This is a genomic window from Streptomyces sp. NPDC002537 (assembly GCF_053594975.1).
In genome coordinates, this window is sequence record NZ_JBSFWT010000025.1 from 1 (window position 1) to 16,320 (window position 16,320).

The 16,320-nt window shown below is 70.4% G+C and carries 12 protein-coding genes; 3 read left to right on the forward strand and 9 right to left on the reverse strand.

What is annotated here, in order from left to right:
• Positions 1–371: 371 nt before the first annotated feature.
• The 3 genes from ACWD4A_RS14195 to thyX all read right to left on the reverse strand — a co-directional run bounded on the left by ACWD4A_RS14195 (position 372) and on the right by thyX (position 4,062).
• Complete coding sequence (locus ACWD4A_RS14195; protein WP_451193538.1) at positions 372–2,057, reverse strand: ribonuclease J; 1,686 nt, start codon at positions 2,055–2,057, stop codon at positions 372–374.
• A gap of 145 nt (positions 2,058–2,202) precedes the next feature.
• Positions 2,203–3,102 carry a 4-hydroxy-tetrahydrodipicolinate synthase gene (gene dapA, locus ACWD4A_RS14200; RefSeq protein WP_451193541.1) on the reverse strand — a complete coding sequence of 300 codons (900 nt, stop codon included), beginning with the start codon at positions 3,100–3,102 and terminating at the stop codon, positions 2,203–2,205.
• A gap of 219 nt (positions 3,103–3,321) precedes the next feature.
• Positions 3,322–4,062, reverse strand: a complete 741-nt coding sequence (gene thyX, locus ACWD4A_RS14205) for an FAD-dependent thymidylate synthase (protein WP_451193543.1) — start codon at positions 4,060–4,062, stop codon at positions 3,322–3,324.
• A gap of 205 nt (positions 4,063–4,267) precedes the next feature.
• Here thyX and ACWD4A_RS14210 point away from each other — a divergent pair, with 205 nt between their 5' ends.
• Positions 4,268–4,510 (forward strand): hypothetical protein, encoded by a 243-nt coding sequence (locus tag ACWD4A_RS14210; protein ID WP_451193545.1) that lies wholly within the window; start codon positions 4,268–4,270, stop codon positions 4,508–4,510.
• Positions 4,511–4,590: 80 nt separating this feature from the next.
• Entirely contained in the window at positions 4,591–4,851 is a 261-nt protein-coding gene (locus ACWD4A_RS14215) for a hypothetical protein (protein ID WP_451193547.1), read from the forward strand.
• A gap of 63 nt (positions 4,852–4,914) precedes the next feature.
• Here ACWD4A_RS14215 and ACWD4A_RS14220 read toward each other — a convergent pair whose 3' ends face one another.
• The 6 genes from ACWD4A_RS14220 to eccD form a co-directional block, all read right to left on the reverse strand.
• Complete coding sequence (locus ACWD4A_RS14220; RefSeq protein WP_451193548.1) at positions 4,915–5,373, reverse strand: hypothetical protein; 459 nt, start codon at positions 5,371–5,373, stop codon at positions 4,915–4,917.
• Between the two features lie 5 nt (positions 5,374–5,378).
• A complete protein-coding gene (dapB, locus tag ACWD4A_RS14225) occupies positions 5,379–6,131 on the reverse strand; it encodes a 4-hydroxy-tetrahydrodipicolinate reductase (protein WP_451193550.1) in 753 nt (250 codons plus the stop codon).
• A gap of 55 nt (positions 6,132–6,186) precedes the next feature.
• Positions 6,187–7,566 carry a M16 family metallopeptidase gene (locus tag ACWD4A_RS14230; RefSeq protein WP_451193552.1) on the reverse strand — a complete coding sequence of 460 codons (1,380 nt, stop codon included), beginning with the start codon at positions 7,564–7,566 and terminating at the stop codon, positions 6,187–6,189.
• Positions 7,563–9,779, reverse strand: a complete 2,217-nt coding sequence (locus ACWD4A_RS14235; RefSeq protein WP_451193663.1) for a polyribonucleotide nucleotidyltransferase — start codon at positions 9,777–9,779, stop codon at positions 7,563–7,565. Before ACWD4A_RS14235 ends, ACWD4A_RS14230 begins: the two co-directional genes overlap by 4 nt.
• Positions 9,780–10,041: 262 nt before the next feature.
• Complete coding sequence (rpsO, locus tag ACWD4A_RS14240) at positions 10,042–10,329, reverse strand: 30S ribosomal protein S15 (protein WP_121799820.1); 288 nt, start codon at positions 10,327–10,329, stop codon at positions 10,042–10,044.
• Positions 10,330–10,579: 250 nt separating this feature from the next.
• A complete protein-coding gene (gene eccD, locus ACWD4A_RS14245; protein ID WP_451193555.1) occupies positions 10,580–12,031 on the reverse strand; it encodes a type VII secretion integral membrane protein EccD in 1,452 nt (483 codons plus the stop codon).
• Between the two features lie 250 nt (positions 12,032–12,281).
• Between eccD and eccCa the strand changes: the two genes are divergently transcribed.
• Complete coding sequence (gene eccCa / locus ACWD4A_RS14250; protein ID WP_451193557.1) at positions 12,282–16,238, forward strand: type VII secretion protein EccCa; 3,957 nt, start codon at positions 12,282–12,284, stop codon at positions 16,236–16,238.
• Positions 16,239–16,320 lie beyond the last annotated feature (82 nt).

The following is a 16,320-nucleotide window of genomic DNA, read 5'->3' on the forward strand; positions in this document are numbered from 1 at the left end:
TGGCGTTGACTTTTGGCACGCTGTTGAGTTCTCAAGGAACGGACGCTTCCTTTGTACTCACCCTCTCGGGCTTTCCTCCGGGCGCTTCCCTTCGTTGTTTCCAACCTTACCAGATCCGTTTCCCGGCCCGTTTCCGGCCCGAATTCCGTTTCCGGCCCCCTGTTGGAGCGGGGTTTGCCTTCTCGCTTTCGCTTTCCGGCTTCACCGACTTTATCAGATCTCTCCGAGTCGGATTTCCCAGCCGCTTTGGAAGATCCCGCACGCCTGAAGCGCTTTGGGGTTCCCGCTGCGGTGGAGCCGTAAACCTACTGGACGGCCACGCCCGGACGCAAATCGGGGCCGGGGCGGCCGTCCAGTCGGCTGATTCAGCGTCAGACCTCGACGACCACGGGGAGGATCATCGGGCGTCGGCGGTAGGTGTCGGACACCCACTTGCCCACGGTCCGGCGGACGAGCTGCTGGACCTGGTGGGGCTCCAGCACGCCGTCGGAGGCCGACTTGGCGATGGCCTCCTCGATCTTCGGGCTCACCGCGGAGAACATGGAGTCCTCGATGCCCGAGCCGCGCGCGTGGATCTGCGGGCCGCCCACGAGCTTGCCCGTCGTGCTGTCGACGACGAGGAAGACGGAGATGATGCCCTCGTCACCGAGGATGCGGCGGTCCTTGAGCGAGGACTCGGTGACATCGCCGACCGACAGGCCGTCGACGTACACATAACCGGCCTGGACCTTGCCGACGATCTTCGCGGCGCCGTTCACCAGGTCCACCACGACGCCGTCCTCGGCGATCACGATGTGGTTCTTCGGAACGCCCGTGAGGGCGCCGAGCTCCGCGTTCGCCCGCAGGTGCCGCCACTCGCCGTGGACCGGCATCAGGTTCTTCGGCTTGCAGATGTTGTAGAAGTACAGCAGCTCGCCCGCGGAGGCGTGGCCCGAGACGTGGACCTTGGCGTTGCCCTTGTGGACGACGTTGGCGCCCCATCGGGTGAGGCCGTTGATCACGCGGTAGACCGCGTTCTCGTTGCCCGGGATCAGGGACGAGGCCAGGATGACCGTGTCGCCCTGGACGATCCGGATCTGGTGGTCGCGGTTGGCCATCCGGGACAGCGCGGCCATCGGCTCGCCCTGGGAACCGGTGCAGACCAGCACGACCTCGTCGTCCGGCAGGTCGTCCAGCGTCTTGACGTCCACCACGAGGCCCGCCGGGACCCGCAGATAGCCCAGGTCACGGGCGATGCCCATGTTGCGGACCATGGAGCGGCCGACGAAGGCGACCCGGCGGCCGTACTCGTGCGCGGCGTCCAGGATCTGCTGGATGCGGTGGACGTGGCTGGCGAAGCTGGCCACGATGATGCGCTTCTGCGCATTGGCGAAGACCTGGCGCAGCACATTGGAGATGTCCCGCTCCGGCGGTACGAAGCCGGGGACCTCGGCGTTCGTGGAGTCCACGAGCAGCAGGTCGATGCCCTCCTCGCCGAGCCGCGCGAAGGCGGGCAGGTCGGTGAGGCGGCGGTCCAGCGGAAGCTGGTCCATCTTGAAGTCGCCGGTGTGCACGACCATGCCGGCCGGGGTGCGGATGGCGACCGCGAGGGCGTCCGGGATGGAGTGGTTGACCGCGATGAACTCGCAGTCGAACGGGCCGACGCGCTCGCGGTGCCCCTCCTGCACCTCAAGGGTGTAGGGGCGGATGCGGTGCTCCTGGAGCTTGGCCTCGATCAGGGCGAGGGTCAGCTTGGAGCCGATCAGCGGGATGTCCGGCTTCTCGCGCAGCAGGTACGGGACACCACCGATGTGGTCCTCGTGACCGTGCGTGAGCACGATGCCCTCGATGTCGTCGAGACGATCGCGGATCGAGCTGAAGTCCGGCAGGATCAGGTCGACTCCGGGCTGCTCCTCCTCGGGGAAGAGCACTCCGCAGTCGACGATCAGCAGGCGGCCGTCGTACTCGAAGACCGTCATGTTGCGGCCGATCTCACCGAGACCGCCGAGGGGCGTGACGCGCAGACCGCCCTCGGGAAGCTTCGGCGGCGGACCGAGTTCAGGATGCGGGTGGCTCAAAAGACTCTCCTCACCACGCGTGCCACAGGCCCGCCTTTGGGCCCATGACGCACGCGACATTCGTGCACTTGCAGTTGTTTTCGATGTTCAGTTGTGAAGTCTGTGGGCGCCCGCCGTGCGACGGGGGCGCGGGGTGTGCCGTCCGCTAGAGCTTGACTCCGCCTGCGGCGAGGTCCCGCTTGAGCTGTTCGGTCTCCTCCGGGGTGAGCTCGATCATCGGCAGTCGCAGCGGGCCCGCGGGCAGGCCCTGCAGGGTGAGGGCGGCCTTGGTGGTCATGACGCCCTGGGTGCGGAACATGCCGGTGTAGACCGGGAGCAGTCGCCGGTGGATCGCGGCCGCCTCGGCGATGTCGCCGGCGAGGTGGGCGTCGAGCAGGGCGCGCAGCTCGGGGGTCACCACGTGGCCGACGACGGAGACGAAGCCGACGGCGCCGATGGACAGCAGCGGCAGGTTGAGCATGTCGTCGCCGGAGTACCAGGCGAGGCCCGAGCGGGCCATGGCCCAGCCGGCGCTGCCGAGGTCGCCCTTGGCGTCCTTGTTGGCGACGATCCGGGGGTGCTCCGCGAGCCGGACGATGGTCTCGGTCTCGAGCTGGACTCCGCTGCGGCCGGGGATGTCGTAGAGCATCACCGGGAGTCCGGTGGCGTCGGCGAGCGCGGTGAAGTGCCGGAAGAGGCCCTCTTGCGGGGGCTTGTTGTAGTACGGCGTGACGGCGAGCAGGCCGTGGGCGCCCGCCTTCTCGGCCGCGCGGGCGAGCTCGACGCTGTGGTGGGTGTCGTTGGTGCCGGCTCCGGCGACGACGTGGGCGCGGTCCCCGACCGCTTCGACCACCGCGCGGACGAGCTGCGCTTTCTCCGCGTCGCTGGTGGTGGGGGACTCGCCGGTGGTGCCGTTGACGACGAGGCCGTCGTTCCCGGCGTCGACCAGATGCGCAGCCAGTCGCTGGGCACCGTCGAGATCAAGGGCGCCATCTGCGGTGAAGGGCGTGACCATGGCGGTCAGGACCCGCCCGAAGGGCGTCTGCGGTGTGGAGGTCGGAGCCATGGGGGCCACGCTACTCGTTGCTCACCGTGAGGTGCTCCCTCGGGGAGTGCGAAAGGGATCCCGGCACTGCCTGCTCGGGGGTTCAAGCAGTGCCGGGTCCGTTTGTTCAGCCTAGATGAAGGTAACGAAAAGCCGCAATACGGACACCTTGCTACTGGTGCGTACGCCAGGGCCTCCCCGTCGGCCCGCCCCCGTGCCCCGTCACACAGCGTCCACGCCCTACGGCGCGACGCGACCGTTCTTGTTGAAGGCGGCGTAGGTCAGCGGCATGAGCTTGGCCCACTCCGCCTCCATCTTCTCGCCGACCATCTCGATCTCCCGCTGCGGGAAGGAGGGCACGGCCGCCTGCTCGTGCTGGGTGCGCAGCCCGAGGAAGTGCATCAGCGAACGGGCGTTGCAGGTGGCGTACATGGAGGAGAACAGGCCGACCGGCAGGACCGAGCGGGCGACCTCGCGGGCGACGCCCGCGGCGAGCATCTCCTGGTACGCCTCGTACGCCTGGCGGTAGGAGTCCTCCATGACGCGGGTGGTCAGGTCGTGCTGCTCCTGGGTGCCCTCGACGAAGACGTACTTGCCGGGACGGCCCTCCTGGACCAGCTTGCGGTCCGCGCCCGGGACGTAGAAGACCGGCTCGAGCTGGCGGTAGCGGCCGGACTCCTCGTTGTACGACCAGCCGACGCGGTGGCGCATGAACTCGCGGAAGACCAGGATCGGGGCGCTGATGAAGAAGGTCATCGAGTTGTGCTCGAAGGGGCTGCCGTGGCGGTCGCGCATCAGGTAGTTGATGAGCCCCTTGGACCGCTCGGGGTCCTTGGTGATCTCTTCCAGGGACTGCTCACCGGCGGTGGAGACGCGGGCCGCCCACAGCACGTCGGTGTCGGCCGCGCTGTGCTTGACCAGCTCGACGGTCACATCGCCGCGGAAAGTGGGCTTGGCGCTCTCGGTGGGGCTGTCGGTCACCGGCGGGGTCCTTCCAATTGCGTTCTGGGGCGGCGCCCAGCCTACGGGCCGCCACTGACAGTCGGCCTCCGACAGAGCGGGGCCACCGGGAAAGCCGTGGCCCCGGTTGAGATTTTTCACAGAAGTCACAGAAAACGGGCACCATAGGGGTGATTCGAACGTCTTTCTGTGTGACAGCACACCTCGAGGTTCCTAGGAGAGCTTCATGTTCCGCCGGCGAGAGCCCGTGCCGTTCGCCTTCGTCGCCGAGGCAGAGCGTTACCGCAGCAACGTCACGCCGCCGCCCCGAGACCGCGCGAGCCGCTCGCAGATAGCCGGTCGTGCGCTCGTGGGGCTGACGGTCACGGCGGGGCTCGTGGGGGCGCTGCTGTTCGGAATGCCCTCGCTCCAGGCAGGCGCGCAGAGCACGCACCACACCCAGCAGTCGGAAGCCAGGGACAGCCGCTGATCAGGCGCTGACCGACGACACGACCGAGGTCCGGCCACCCTGACGTGGCCGGACCTCTCGTGCATCGATAGCCTCGCCCAATGCCCCTGCCCTTTCTGACGGCCACGCCCTCGTCCCACGGGGACGACGAGCGTCGACGCCCGTACCGCCCCACGCCCTGGCAAGTCGGCGGCGCCGCGCTGCTGCTGCTCCTCGCCGCCTATCTGCTCTTCTCCGCGCTGATCATCGTCCTGGCGGGCTCCTGGCCCATCGCGGGCGTCTGCCTGGTGGTCGCCGCCGTCACGATCGCCGTCGCGCTGCGGCTCGTCAGAGTGGGAATCCGGTCGGAAGTGCGCGGCTAGCGCCGTGGGAAACGTTGTGAGGGGGGCACCCGAAGGTGCCCCCCTCACAACGTTTCAGAAGATCTACGCGTCCGCCCGTACCGGCCGCCCGTCGTGCAGGGCGATCGCCCGCTGCATCGCCTTGCGGGCCCGGGGTGTGTCGCGGGCGTCGTGGTAGGCGACGGCCAGCCGGAACCAGCTGCGCCAGTCGCCGGGGGCGTCCTCCGTCTCCGCCTGGCGGCGGGCGAAGACCGCGTCCGCCGAGTCCCGGTCGATGCGGCCGCTCGGCGTCCGTACGAGCTCGTCGACCGGAAGGCCGCCCTCGGCCTCCAGTTCCCGTGCCAGCCGGTTGGCGTCGCGCGCGAACTTGGTGGTCTGGTAGAGGAACCAGGCACCGATGAACGGCAGGACCAGCACCGCCGCGCCGAAGGTGACGGTGATGGCCGTGCCCTGCTGGATGAGCATGACGCCGCGGCTGCCGACCAGGACGAAGTACACGACCAGGACGGCGGCCAGGGCGAAATAGACGATTTTGGCGCGCACGGTGCTCAGCCCAGGTCCAGGAAGTTTTCCAGGCCGAAGGTCAGCCCGGGGGTGTCCACCACGCGGCGGGCGCCCAGCAGGATGCCCGGCATGAAGCAACTGTGGTGCAGCGAGTCGTGCCGGATGGTCAGCGTCTCGCCGGCGTCACCGAACAGCACCTCCTGGTGGGCGAGCAGGCCGCGCAGCCGTACGGCGTGCACCGGCACCCCGTCGACGTCCGCGCCGCGCGCGCCCTCCAGGGCCGTGGTGGTGGCGTCGGGCTGCGGGGCGCAGCCCGCTTCCCGGCGGGCCTCGGCGATGAGCTGGGCGGTACGGGTGGCGGTGCCGGAGGGGGCGTCCGCCTTGTTGGGGTGGTGCAGCTCGACGACCTCGACGGACTCGAAGAAGCGGGCCGCCTGCCGGGCGAAGGTCATCGTGAGCACGGCGCCGATGGAGAAGTTCGGCGCGATGAGCACGCCGGTGCCCGGCTTGGCGTCGAGCCAGCCGGTCAGCCGCGCGAGGCGGTCCTCGGTCCAGCCGGTGGTGCCGACGACGCCGTGGATGCCGTTGGCGACGCAGAACTCGAGGTTGTCCATCACCGAGTCGGGGTGGGTCAGCTCGACCGCGACCTGGGCACCGGCCTCGGTCAGGGTCTCCAGCCTGTCGCCCCGGCCCAGCGCGGCCACCAGTTCCATGTCGTCGGCGGCTTCGACGGCCCGTACGGCCTCGGAGCCGATCCGGCCGTGGGCGCCGATGACCGCCACGCGCAGCTTGCTCATCCTTGGTGCTTCCTTACTCTCGGGCTCGAAAGGCCGCTGAGGCCGCTGAGGCCGCTCAGGCCACGGCTTCGTCGAGCCTGGCCGCCTGCTTGTCCTTCAACGGGCCGATGACGGACAGCGAAGGACGCTGCCCCAGTACATCGCGGGCCACCGAGCGGACCTCGTCCGGGGTGACGGCCGCGATGCGGGCCAGCATGTCGTCGACGGACATCTGGTCGCCCCAGCACAGCTCGCTCTTGCCGATGCGGTTCATCAGTGCACCGGTGTCCTCCAGGCCCAGCACCGTGGAGCCGGAGAGCTGTCCGACGGCGCGGGTGATCTCCTCGTCCGTCAGCCCGTCCGCCGCGACCTTGTCGAGCTCGTCGCGGCAGATCTTGAGGACGTCGTGGACCTGGCTCGGGCGGCAGCCGGCGTAGACGCCGAAGAGGCCGCAGTCGGCGTAGCCCGAGGTGTAGGAGTAGACGGAGTAGGCGAGTCCGCGCTTCTCCCGGACCTCCTGGAAGAGCCGGGAGCTCATGCCGCCGCCGAGGGCCGTGTTGAGCACGCCGAGCGCCCAGCGGCGCTCGTCGGTGCGGGCCAGGCCGGGCATGCCGAGGACGACGTGCGCCTGCTCGGTCTTGCGGCCCAGCAGCTCCACGCGGCCGGCGGTGCGGATGATGCGGGAGCCGGAGCGCGGGGCGACCGGGACCGCGTCCGTACGGCCCAGGGCACCGGCCTTCTCGAAGGCGGCCCGCACCTGGCGGACGACCTTGGCGTGGTCGACGTTGCCGGCCGCGGCCACGACCAGGTGGGTCGGGTCGTAGTGCTTCTTGTAGAAGCGCGCGATCCGGTCGCGGTCGAGGGCGTTGATGGTGTCGACGGTGCCGAGGACCGGGCGGCCCAGGGGCGTGTCGCCCAGCATGGTGTGCGCGAACAGGTCGTGCACGCAGTCGCCGGGGTCGTCCTCGGTCATGGCGATCTCTTCGAGGATCACCCCGCGCTCGGCGTCGACGTCGGCGGCGTCGATGAGCGAGCCCGTGAGCATGTCACAGACGACGTCGATGGCGAGCGGCAGGTCGGTGTCGAGGACCCGGGCGTAGTAGCAGGTGTACTCCTTCGCCGTGAACGCGTTCATCTCACCGCCGACCGCGTCGATGGCGGCGGAGATGTCCAGCGCGCTGCGCTTGGCCGTGCCCTTGAAGAGCAGGTGTTCCAGGTAGTGGGTGGCGCCGTTCAGCGTGGGCGTCTCGTCGCGGGAACCGACGTTCGCCCAGATGCCGAAGGTGGCGGAGCGCACGGACGGCAGGGTCTCGGTGACGATGCGCAGGCCACCGGGGAGGGTGGTGCGACGGACCGTGCCGATGCCGTTCTCGCCCTTGAGAAGCGTTTGGGTACGGGCGACGGCCCGCCCCTCCGAAGAGGTGCGGGCCGTCTTCCGTGTACTACGGGACGTCACTTGGCGGACTCGTCCTTAGCCTCGTCGCCGTCCTCGCCCTCGATGACCGGGATCAGCGAGAGCTTGCCGCGCTGGTCGATCTCGGCGATCTCGACCTGGACCTTGGCACCGACGCCGAGCACGTCCTCGACGTTCTCCACGCGCTTGCCACCGGCGAGCTTGCGGATCTGCGAGATGTGCAGCAGGCCGTCCTTGCCCGGCATCAGGGAGACGAACGCGCCGAAGGTCGTGGTCTTGACGACCGTGCCCAGGTAGCGCTCGCCGACCTCCGGCATGGTCGGGTTGGCGATGCCGTTGATCGTGGCGCGGGCGGCCTCGGCGGCCGGGCCGTCGGCGGCACCGATGTAGATGGTGCCGTCGTCCTCGATCGTGATCTCGGCGCCGGTGTCCTCCTGGATCTGGTTGATCATCTTGCCCTTGGGGCCGATGACCTCACCGATCTTGTCCACGGGGATCTTGACGGTGATGATCCGCGGGGCGTTGGGGGACATCTCGTCCGGCGTGTCGATGGCCTCCATCATCACGTCGAGGATGTGCAGACGCGCGTCGCGGGCCTGCTTGAGGGCCGCGGCCAGGACGGAGGCCGGGATGCCGTCCAGCTTGGTGTCGAGCTGGAGGGCGGTGACGAACTCCTTCGTACCGGCGACCTTGAAGTCCATGTCGCCGAACGCGTCCTCCGCACCGAGGATGTCGGTGAGGGCGACGTAGTGCGTCTTGCCGTCGATCTCCTCGGAGATGAGGCCCATGGCGATACCGGCGACGGGGGCCTTCAGCGGCACACCGGCGTTCAGCAGCGACATGGTGGAGGCGCAGACCGAGCCCATGGACGTCGAACCGTTGGAGCCGAGGGCCTCGGACACCTGACGGATCGCGTAGGGGAACTCCTCGCGCGTCGGGAGGACCGGCACGATCGCACGCTCGGCGAGCGCGCCGTGGCCGATCTCGCGGCGCTTCGGCGAACCGACGCGGCCGGTCTCGCCGACGGAGTACGGCGGGAAGTTGTAGTTGTGCATGTAGCGCTTGCGGGTCACCGGGGAGAGGGTGTCCAGCTGCTGCTCCATGCGGAGCATGTTGAGGGTGGTGACGCCCAGGATCTGGGTCTCGCCACGCTCGAACAGCGCGGAGCCGTGCACGCGCGGGATGGCCTCGACCTCGGCGGCGAGGGTACGGATGTCCGTCACCCCACGGCCGTCGATGCGCTTCTTCTCCTTGATGACGCGCTCACGGACCAGGGACTTGGTCAGCGAGCGGTACGCGGCGGAGATCTCCTTCTCGCGGCCCTCGAACTGCGGGAGCAGCTTCTCGGCGGCCACGTCCTTGACGCGGTCCAGCTCGGCCTCGCGCTCCTGCTTGCCGGCGATGGTGAGCGCCTGGGCGAGCTCGTCGCGGACGGCCGTGGTCAGGGCGGCCAGGACGTCGTCCTGGTAGTCCAGGTAGACCGGGAACTCGCCGACCGGCTTGGCGGCCTTGGCGGCCAGCTCGGCCTGGGCGCGGCACAGCACCTTGATGAAGGGCTTCGCGGCCTCGAGACCGGCGGCGACGGCCTCCTCGGTCGGGGCCTCGGCGCCGTCCTTGACCAGCTGGACGGTCTTCTCGGTGGCCTCGGCCTCGACCATCATGATCGCGACGTCGCCGTCCTCCAGGACGCGGCCGGCCACGACCATGTCGAAGACGGCGTCCTCGAGCTCGGTGTGGGTCGGGAACGCCACCCACTGGCCCTTGATCAGGGCGACACGGGTCGCACCGATCGGACCGGAGAACGGCAGGCCCGCGAGCTGCGTGGAGCAGGAGGCGGCGTTGATGGCGACCACGTCGTAGAGGTGGTCGGGGTTGAGCGCCATGACCGTCTCGACGATCTGGATCTCGTTGCGCAGGCCCTTGACGAAGGACGGGCGCAGCGGGCGGTCGATCAGGCGGCAGGTGAGGATCGCGTCCTCGGAGGGGCGGCCCTCGCGGCGGAAGAACGAGCCGGGGATCTTGCCGGCCGCGTACTGCCGCTCCTCGACGTCCACCGTCAGGGGGAAGAAGTCGAGCTGGTCCTTGGGGCGCTTGGAAGCGGTGGTGGCCGACAGCACCATGGTGTCGTCGTCCAGGTAGGCCACGGCGGAGCCGGCGGCCTGACGGGCCAGGCGGCCCGTCTCGAAGCGGATCGTGCGGGTACCGAATGCACCGTTGTCGATGACGGCTTCGGCGTAGTGGGTCTCGTTCTCCACCAGGGATATCTCCTCGTCCGCGTCCTCGCCCGTGTGGCGGGGACGGTGGGTGGAGGTGCGCGTCGGCTGGCCGGTCTTCGATCGAAGCACCCGGATTTCCCTGATCCGGGGGCCACTACCGAGGACCGGCGGCGAGCGGGGCGCGCCTCCTCATACTGTTTTGTTGTTACTTCGTCGTGGACACCAGACTACAAAGCTTCGGCGTTCCACGAGATACGCAAAGGGAGCGGCCCCCGGTGGGAACCGCTCCCTTCACGATGTCTTACTTGGCGCCCGCGGCACCGCGGCGGATGCCGAGGCGCTCCACCAGGGCGCGGAAGCGCGTGATGTCCTTCTTGGCCAGGTACTGCAGCAGGCGGCGACGCTGGCCGACCAGCAGCAGCAGACCACGACGGGAGTGGTGGTCGTGCTTGTGCTGCTTGAGGTGCTCGGTCAGGTCCGCGATGCGGCGGGTGAGCATCGCAACCTGGACCTCGGGGGAGCCGGTGTCGCCCTCCTTGGTGGCGAACTCGGCCATGATCTGCTTCTTCGTAGCGGCGTCGAGCGACACGCGTACTCCTCTTGAAATCTCTGTTTTCGGCCACCGAGTGCCCCTGGTCTTGGTCTCAGGGGAGCTTCCGTTACTCGGGAGGCGAGGTCCGCTGGGCGCTGTCCCCAGAAGCCTTGAAGGGCGTTTCCGGAGGCGCGTACACAAACGGCCATCGCCCACAGTACCAGCCCGGCCAGTGGGCCCGGCCCGCCGTCCCTGTCCGGCCCGGTCGGGCCCCTCCCGGGCCGGGTCCGGTCCGGTCCGGACCCGGTCAGCCGGCGGACAGACCGCGGGCTGTCCCATACATGCCGAGCACGGCGAGGCACAGCGGTACGAGGGCCAGCAGGAGGGCGCTCTCGGAGAGATCGGAGACGCGCCCCCAAAAGGGTGACAGACCCTTGCGCGGGACGATCAGGGCGACGGCGGTGAGGAGGCCGCCGCCGACGGTGACGGCGGCGGCGAGCCAGAGGGTGCGGACGTCGGCCGGGCCGCCCGCGGCACCGGCGGGCGGGTTCAGGGACATGCCGAGGACCAGCAGGGCCAGGGCGGCGAGCCCGGCGCCGAGGACGGTGGTGACCTGCGCGGTGTAGCGGAAGAGGCGGGCGCGCAGCAGCATCGTGAGCCCGGCGGCCAGGGCGAGGAGGCGGGCCCACGGGCCGCCGTCGTCGGAGAAGGCGAGGACGGCGGCGGAGACGGTGACGACGGCCGCGCAGCCGCCGACGAGCCCGAGCAGCAGCTCGTGGCCGCGGCGGACCCGGTCGGCGATCCGCTCGGCGTCTATGGGGTCGGCGGGCTGGTCGCCGCCGGGGGCGTCGGGGTCGGTGCCGGAGGCGGAGCGGGGGGCGGCGTAGCCGATGGGGAGCCTGGCGACGCGGGCGGAGAGGCCCGGCAGGAAGGCGATGGCGCCGATCGCGACGACGGCGCAGACGGCGGCGGCGTCGGCGGGGCCCGATCCGGCGAGGACCGTACCGAAGGCGGCGAGGGTGCCGGTGGCCGCCGCGGCGACGGCGGCGACGAAGGGGGCGTCCCCCGTGGGCACGGTGGCGACGAGCACGGCGGCGGCGACGAGCACGGCGGCGCAGCCGAGCAGGAACTGGAGGCGGCCCGCGCCCTCCCCCGCGGCGGGGGCGAGGATCCCGGACCCGGCGATCATCAGGTGGGGCAGGGCGGCGAGGCCGAGGGCGACGGCGGAGCCGCGGTCGGCGTAGACCCGGGCCCGTACGCCCGCGAGGGCGGTCAGCAGGACGCCGACGGCCGCGGCGACGGCGCCGGGGGTGCCGCTCATGTCGTGCCGGACCGGGTCGGCGAACCACAGGGCGAAGCCCATCAGGGCGAGCAGCAGCGAGCCGCCGCACAGTCCGGCCGCGCGCAGCAGGCGGTCGTCCCACAGGGTGCGGTCCCGGGTGACGGCGGAGGCCACGGCGTCCGTCACGTCGTCGTGGACGGCGGGCGGCAGGGACTCGGCGAAGGGGCGCAGCGAGAGCAGTTCCCCGTCGAGGACGCGGTGGGCCGCGAGCGTGCGGGAGCCGTCGAGGACGGTGCCGTCGCGGCGTACGAGGTGGTAGCCGGTGGGGGTGCCGACGGGCTGGGTCTGGCCGGTGAGGCGCAGGATCTCCGGGTAGACGTCGGCGACGGCGATGCCGTCCGGGAGGGCGACATCGATCCGGCTGTCGGGTGCGACGACGGTCACCCTGCAGAAGCCGGTCGCAGCGGACGTACTCACCTGTCGGGCCCCCTGGTTCACTGAAGTGTTCTTCGCCGCCGCGCGGACGGGCGGTGGCCTTCGTTGCCGTGTGCCTTTGCCTTCGCCGCGTCTTTCGCTCACGGTCCTCGCTCACGCATGCGCGCGGCGGCAACCCTATCGGGAGCCTCCGGCCGTACGTCGATAGGATCACCGTTCCGCGGAGGGGAGGCCGGTGCCGGAGGGGCGCCGGGCGGATGTCCTCGGCCGTGAGAAGGGGTTGAGGCATCCGGTGAGCCAGGTCGTCGTCCATCGCCCGCCCCGCAGCCTGCCGCCGGAGGTGCCCGGCGAGGAGATCCGGCTGGAGGCGCCGCCCGAGCTGCCGCGGGGCCGTCAGGACAGCGTGCTGATGCAGCTGTTGCCGACGCTGGGCATGGCCTCGTCGATGGTCTATTTCTTCATGCCGGGCGCCGCCCCGATGATGAAGATCATGGGCGTCATGATGATGTGCTCGACGCTGGGCATGACCGTCGCGATGGTCGTGCGGCACCGTCAGGGCTCCCAGGGGCAGACCGCGGACATGCGCCGCGACTACCTCAAGTACCTCGCGCAGACGCGGCGGACCGTACGGAGGACGGCGCGGGCGCAGCGTGACGCGCAGTTCTATCTGCACCCCTCCCCCGACCAGTTGTGGTCGGTCGTCGCGGAGGGCACCCGGCTGTGGGAGCGGCGGGCGACCGACGACGACTTCGGGCAGGTGCGGATCGGGCTGGGGGCGCAGCAGTTGGCGACGCCGCTGGTGGCTCCGGAGACCGCGCCGATAGACGACCTGGAGCCGTTGACGACGGGCGCGATGCAGCGGTTCCTGGCGACGCACGGGTCGTTGGACGGGATGCCGATGGCGCTGTCGCTGCGCGCCTTCTACCACGTGACGCTGTCGGGCGACCCGGAGACGGTGCACGGGACGGCGCGCGCCCTGGTGGCGCAGCTGGTGACGCTGCACTCGCCGGACGACCTGGTGGTCGCGGTGGTCGCGGCGCGCGGCGCGGCCTCGTACTGGGAGTGGGCGAAGTGGCTGCCGCACGTGCAGGTGCCGGGCGCGGTGGACGGCGCGGGCTCGCGGCGGCTGATCGGTGACGAGTCCGGTGAGCTGGAGGAGTTGCTGCGGCCCCGGCTGGAGGGGCGTACGCGCTTCGGCCGGGACGGACAGCCGGTGCTGGACCAGCCGCATGTGGTCCTCGTCCTCGACGGCGGTTCGGTCCCGGCGGACTCGGTGTTCGCGGCGCCGGAGGGGCTCCAGGGCGTGACCATCGTCGAGGTGGTGCCGGGGGATCTCGGTGAGCCGCGGGGCGGTCTGTCGGTCGTGGTGGAGCCGGGGCGGCTGGAGTTGATGTCGCAGGTCGCCGCGTACGACGGGGTGCCGGACACGCTGTCCATGGAGGCCGCGGAGGCGCTGGCGCGGCAGCTCGCGCCGCTGCGCACGGGCGGTGACGACGGTGACGAGCCGCTGCTCGCCAACCTCGACTTCACCGATCTGCTGGGGCTGGGCGACGCGGGTTCGGTGGATGTGGCGCGGACGTGGCGGCCGCGGTCGTCGGCGGAGCGGCTGCGGGTGCCGATCGGTGTCAGCGAGGACGGCAGCCCCGTGATGCTCGACCTGAAGGAGGCCGCGCAGGACGGCATGGGCCCGCACGGGCTGTGCGTCGGCGCGACCGGTTCCGGCAAGTCGGAGCTGTTGCGCACGCTGGTGCTGGGGCTGGCGGTGACGCACACCTCGGAGACGCTGAACTTCGTCCTGGCGGACTTCAAGGGCGGTGCGACCTTCGCGGGCATGTCGGCGCTGCCGCACGTCGCGGCCGTGATCACCAACCTGGCGGACGATCTGACACTGGTCGACCGCATGCGGGACTCGATCACCGGCGAGCTCCAGCGGCGGCAGGAACTGCTGCGCTCGGCGGGCAACTACGCCAACATGCACGACTACGAGAAGGCGCGGGCGGCCGGTGCGCCCCTGGAGCCGCTGCCTTCACTCGTCCTGGTGATCGACGAGTTCAGCGAGCTGTTGACGGCGAAGCCGGACTTCATCGACATGTTCATTCAGATCGGGCGTATCGGCCGCTCGCTGGGTGTCCATCTGCTGCTGGCCTCGCAGCGTCTGGAGGAGGGCAGGCTGCGCGGTCTGGAGACCTATCTGTCGTACCGCATCGGTCTGCGCACCTTCTCCGCCGCCGAGTCGCGGACGGCGCTGGGCGTGCCGGACGCGTACCACCTGCCGTCCGTGCCGGGCTCGGGCTATCTGAAGTTCGGCACGGACGAGATGACGCGCTTCAAGGCGGCGTACGTCTCGGGCCCGTACCGCACGGCGCCCGCCGCCGGGCTCGGGGACGGCGACCTGCCGATCGAGCGCCGTCCGGTGCTCTTCACCGCCGACCCCGTGCCGGTCACGTACACCGTGCCGGAGCCCGGGGGCGCGGGCGCGACCGCGGCCCGTGCGGGCGACGACCCGCACGCGGATACGGTCCTGGACGTCGTGGTGCGGCGGATCGAGGGCCAGGGCCCGCCCGCCCATCAGGTGTGGCTGCCGCCGCTGGACCGGGCCCCGTCCCTGGACGAGTTGCTGCCGCCGCTCTCCGTGGTGGAGGGCCGCGGGCTGACGGCCCCCGGCCACGGCCGCCTCGGGCGGCTCGTCGTTCCCATCGGCCTCATCGACAAGCCCTTCGAGCAGCGGCGTGACGTCCTGCACCGCGACTTCTCGGGCGCGGCGGGCCATATGCTCGTCGTCGGTGGCCCGCAGTCGGGCAAGTCGACGCTCCTGCGGACGCTCATCGCGTCCTTCGCGCTCACCCATACCCCCGCCGAAGTGCAGTTCTACGGGCTCGACTTCGGTGGCGGCGGCATGAGCGCCGTCGCGGGGCTGCCCCATGTGGGCGGGGTCGCGTCCCGGCTCGACCCGGAGCGCGTGCGCCGTACGGTCGCCGAGGTGGCCGGCATCCTGGCCCGGCGCGAGGAGTACTTCCGCGCCCAGGGCATCGACTCGATCGCGACGTACCGGCGGCAGCGGGCGGCGGGCGGATTCGCCGACCAGCAGTGGGGCGACGTCTTCCTCGTCATCGACGGCTGGGGCAATTTCCGGCAGGAATACGACATGCTGGAGGGCGTCGTCACCGACCTCGCGGCGCGGGGCCTCGGCTACGGCGTCCACCTCGTCGTGACGGCCTCCCGCAACATGGAGGTCCGCGCCTCGCTCAAGGACCAGCTCCTCAACCGTCTGGAGCTGCGGCTGGGCGACACCATGGACTCCGAATTCGACCGCAAGGTCGCCGCCAACGTCCCCGCCGGCGTACCGGGCCGCGGCCAGCTCCCCGAAAAGCTCCATTTCATGGCCGGGCAGCCGCGCGTCGATTCCGGCAGCGACCCGGAAACGATGACGGACGCGACCGCGGAACTGATCCGCGCGGTCGACGAGGCATGGCCGGGCCCGCACGCTCCCCGCGTCCGGCTCCTCCCCCGCAAGCTGCGCGCCGACGAACTCCCCAAGGGATTCGAGAACCCGCAGCAGGGTGTCGCCATCGGTATCGACGAGACCAATCTGGAGCCGGTCTTCGTCGACTTCGAGACCGACCCGTTCTTCCTGGTGTTCGGCGAGAGCGAATCGGGCAAGACGGCGCTGTTGCGTCTGCTGGCCAAACAGATCACCGAGCGCTACGGCCCGGACGAGGCGAAGATCGTGGTCGGCGACTACCGCCGTACGCTCCTCGACGTCATCCCGGACACCCACCTCCTGGAATACGCGCCGATCACCTCCGCCCTCACGGCCCACGCGACCGCCCTCAACGGCCTGATGGAACGCCGCGCCCCGCAGCCGGACATCACCCCGCAGCAATTGCGCGACCGGAGCTGGTGGTCGGGCCCGCGGTTCTTCTTCATCGTCGACGACTACGAACTCGTCTCCACGAGCAGCGGCAACCCGCTGTCGGTACTGACGGAAAACCTGCCGTTCGCGCGCGACGTCGGCATCCGCTTCATCATCGCCCGCAGTTCGGCCGACGCGTCGCGCTCGATGTACGAGTCCTTCATGCAGCGCATCAAGGAACTCGGCGCGCAGGGCGTCATTCTGTCGGGCGACCCGGGCGAGGGCGACTTGCTGGGCGGCGTCCGCCCGCGCCCGATGCCACCGGGCCGGGGCTTCTTCGTCTCCCGTAAGCGGGGGGCTCCGCTGGTACAGGTGGGGTGGCTGCCGGAGGAGTAGGGACTGTCGGCTGTTGGTATGCGCATGAGTACGCGTACTCATGCGCGTACCTCACCCATCTACCTAGGCTGACGGTCGTTTG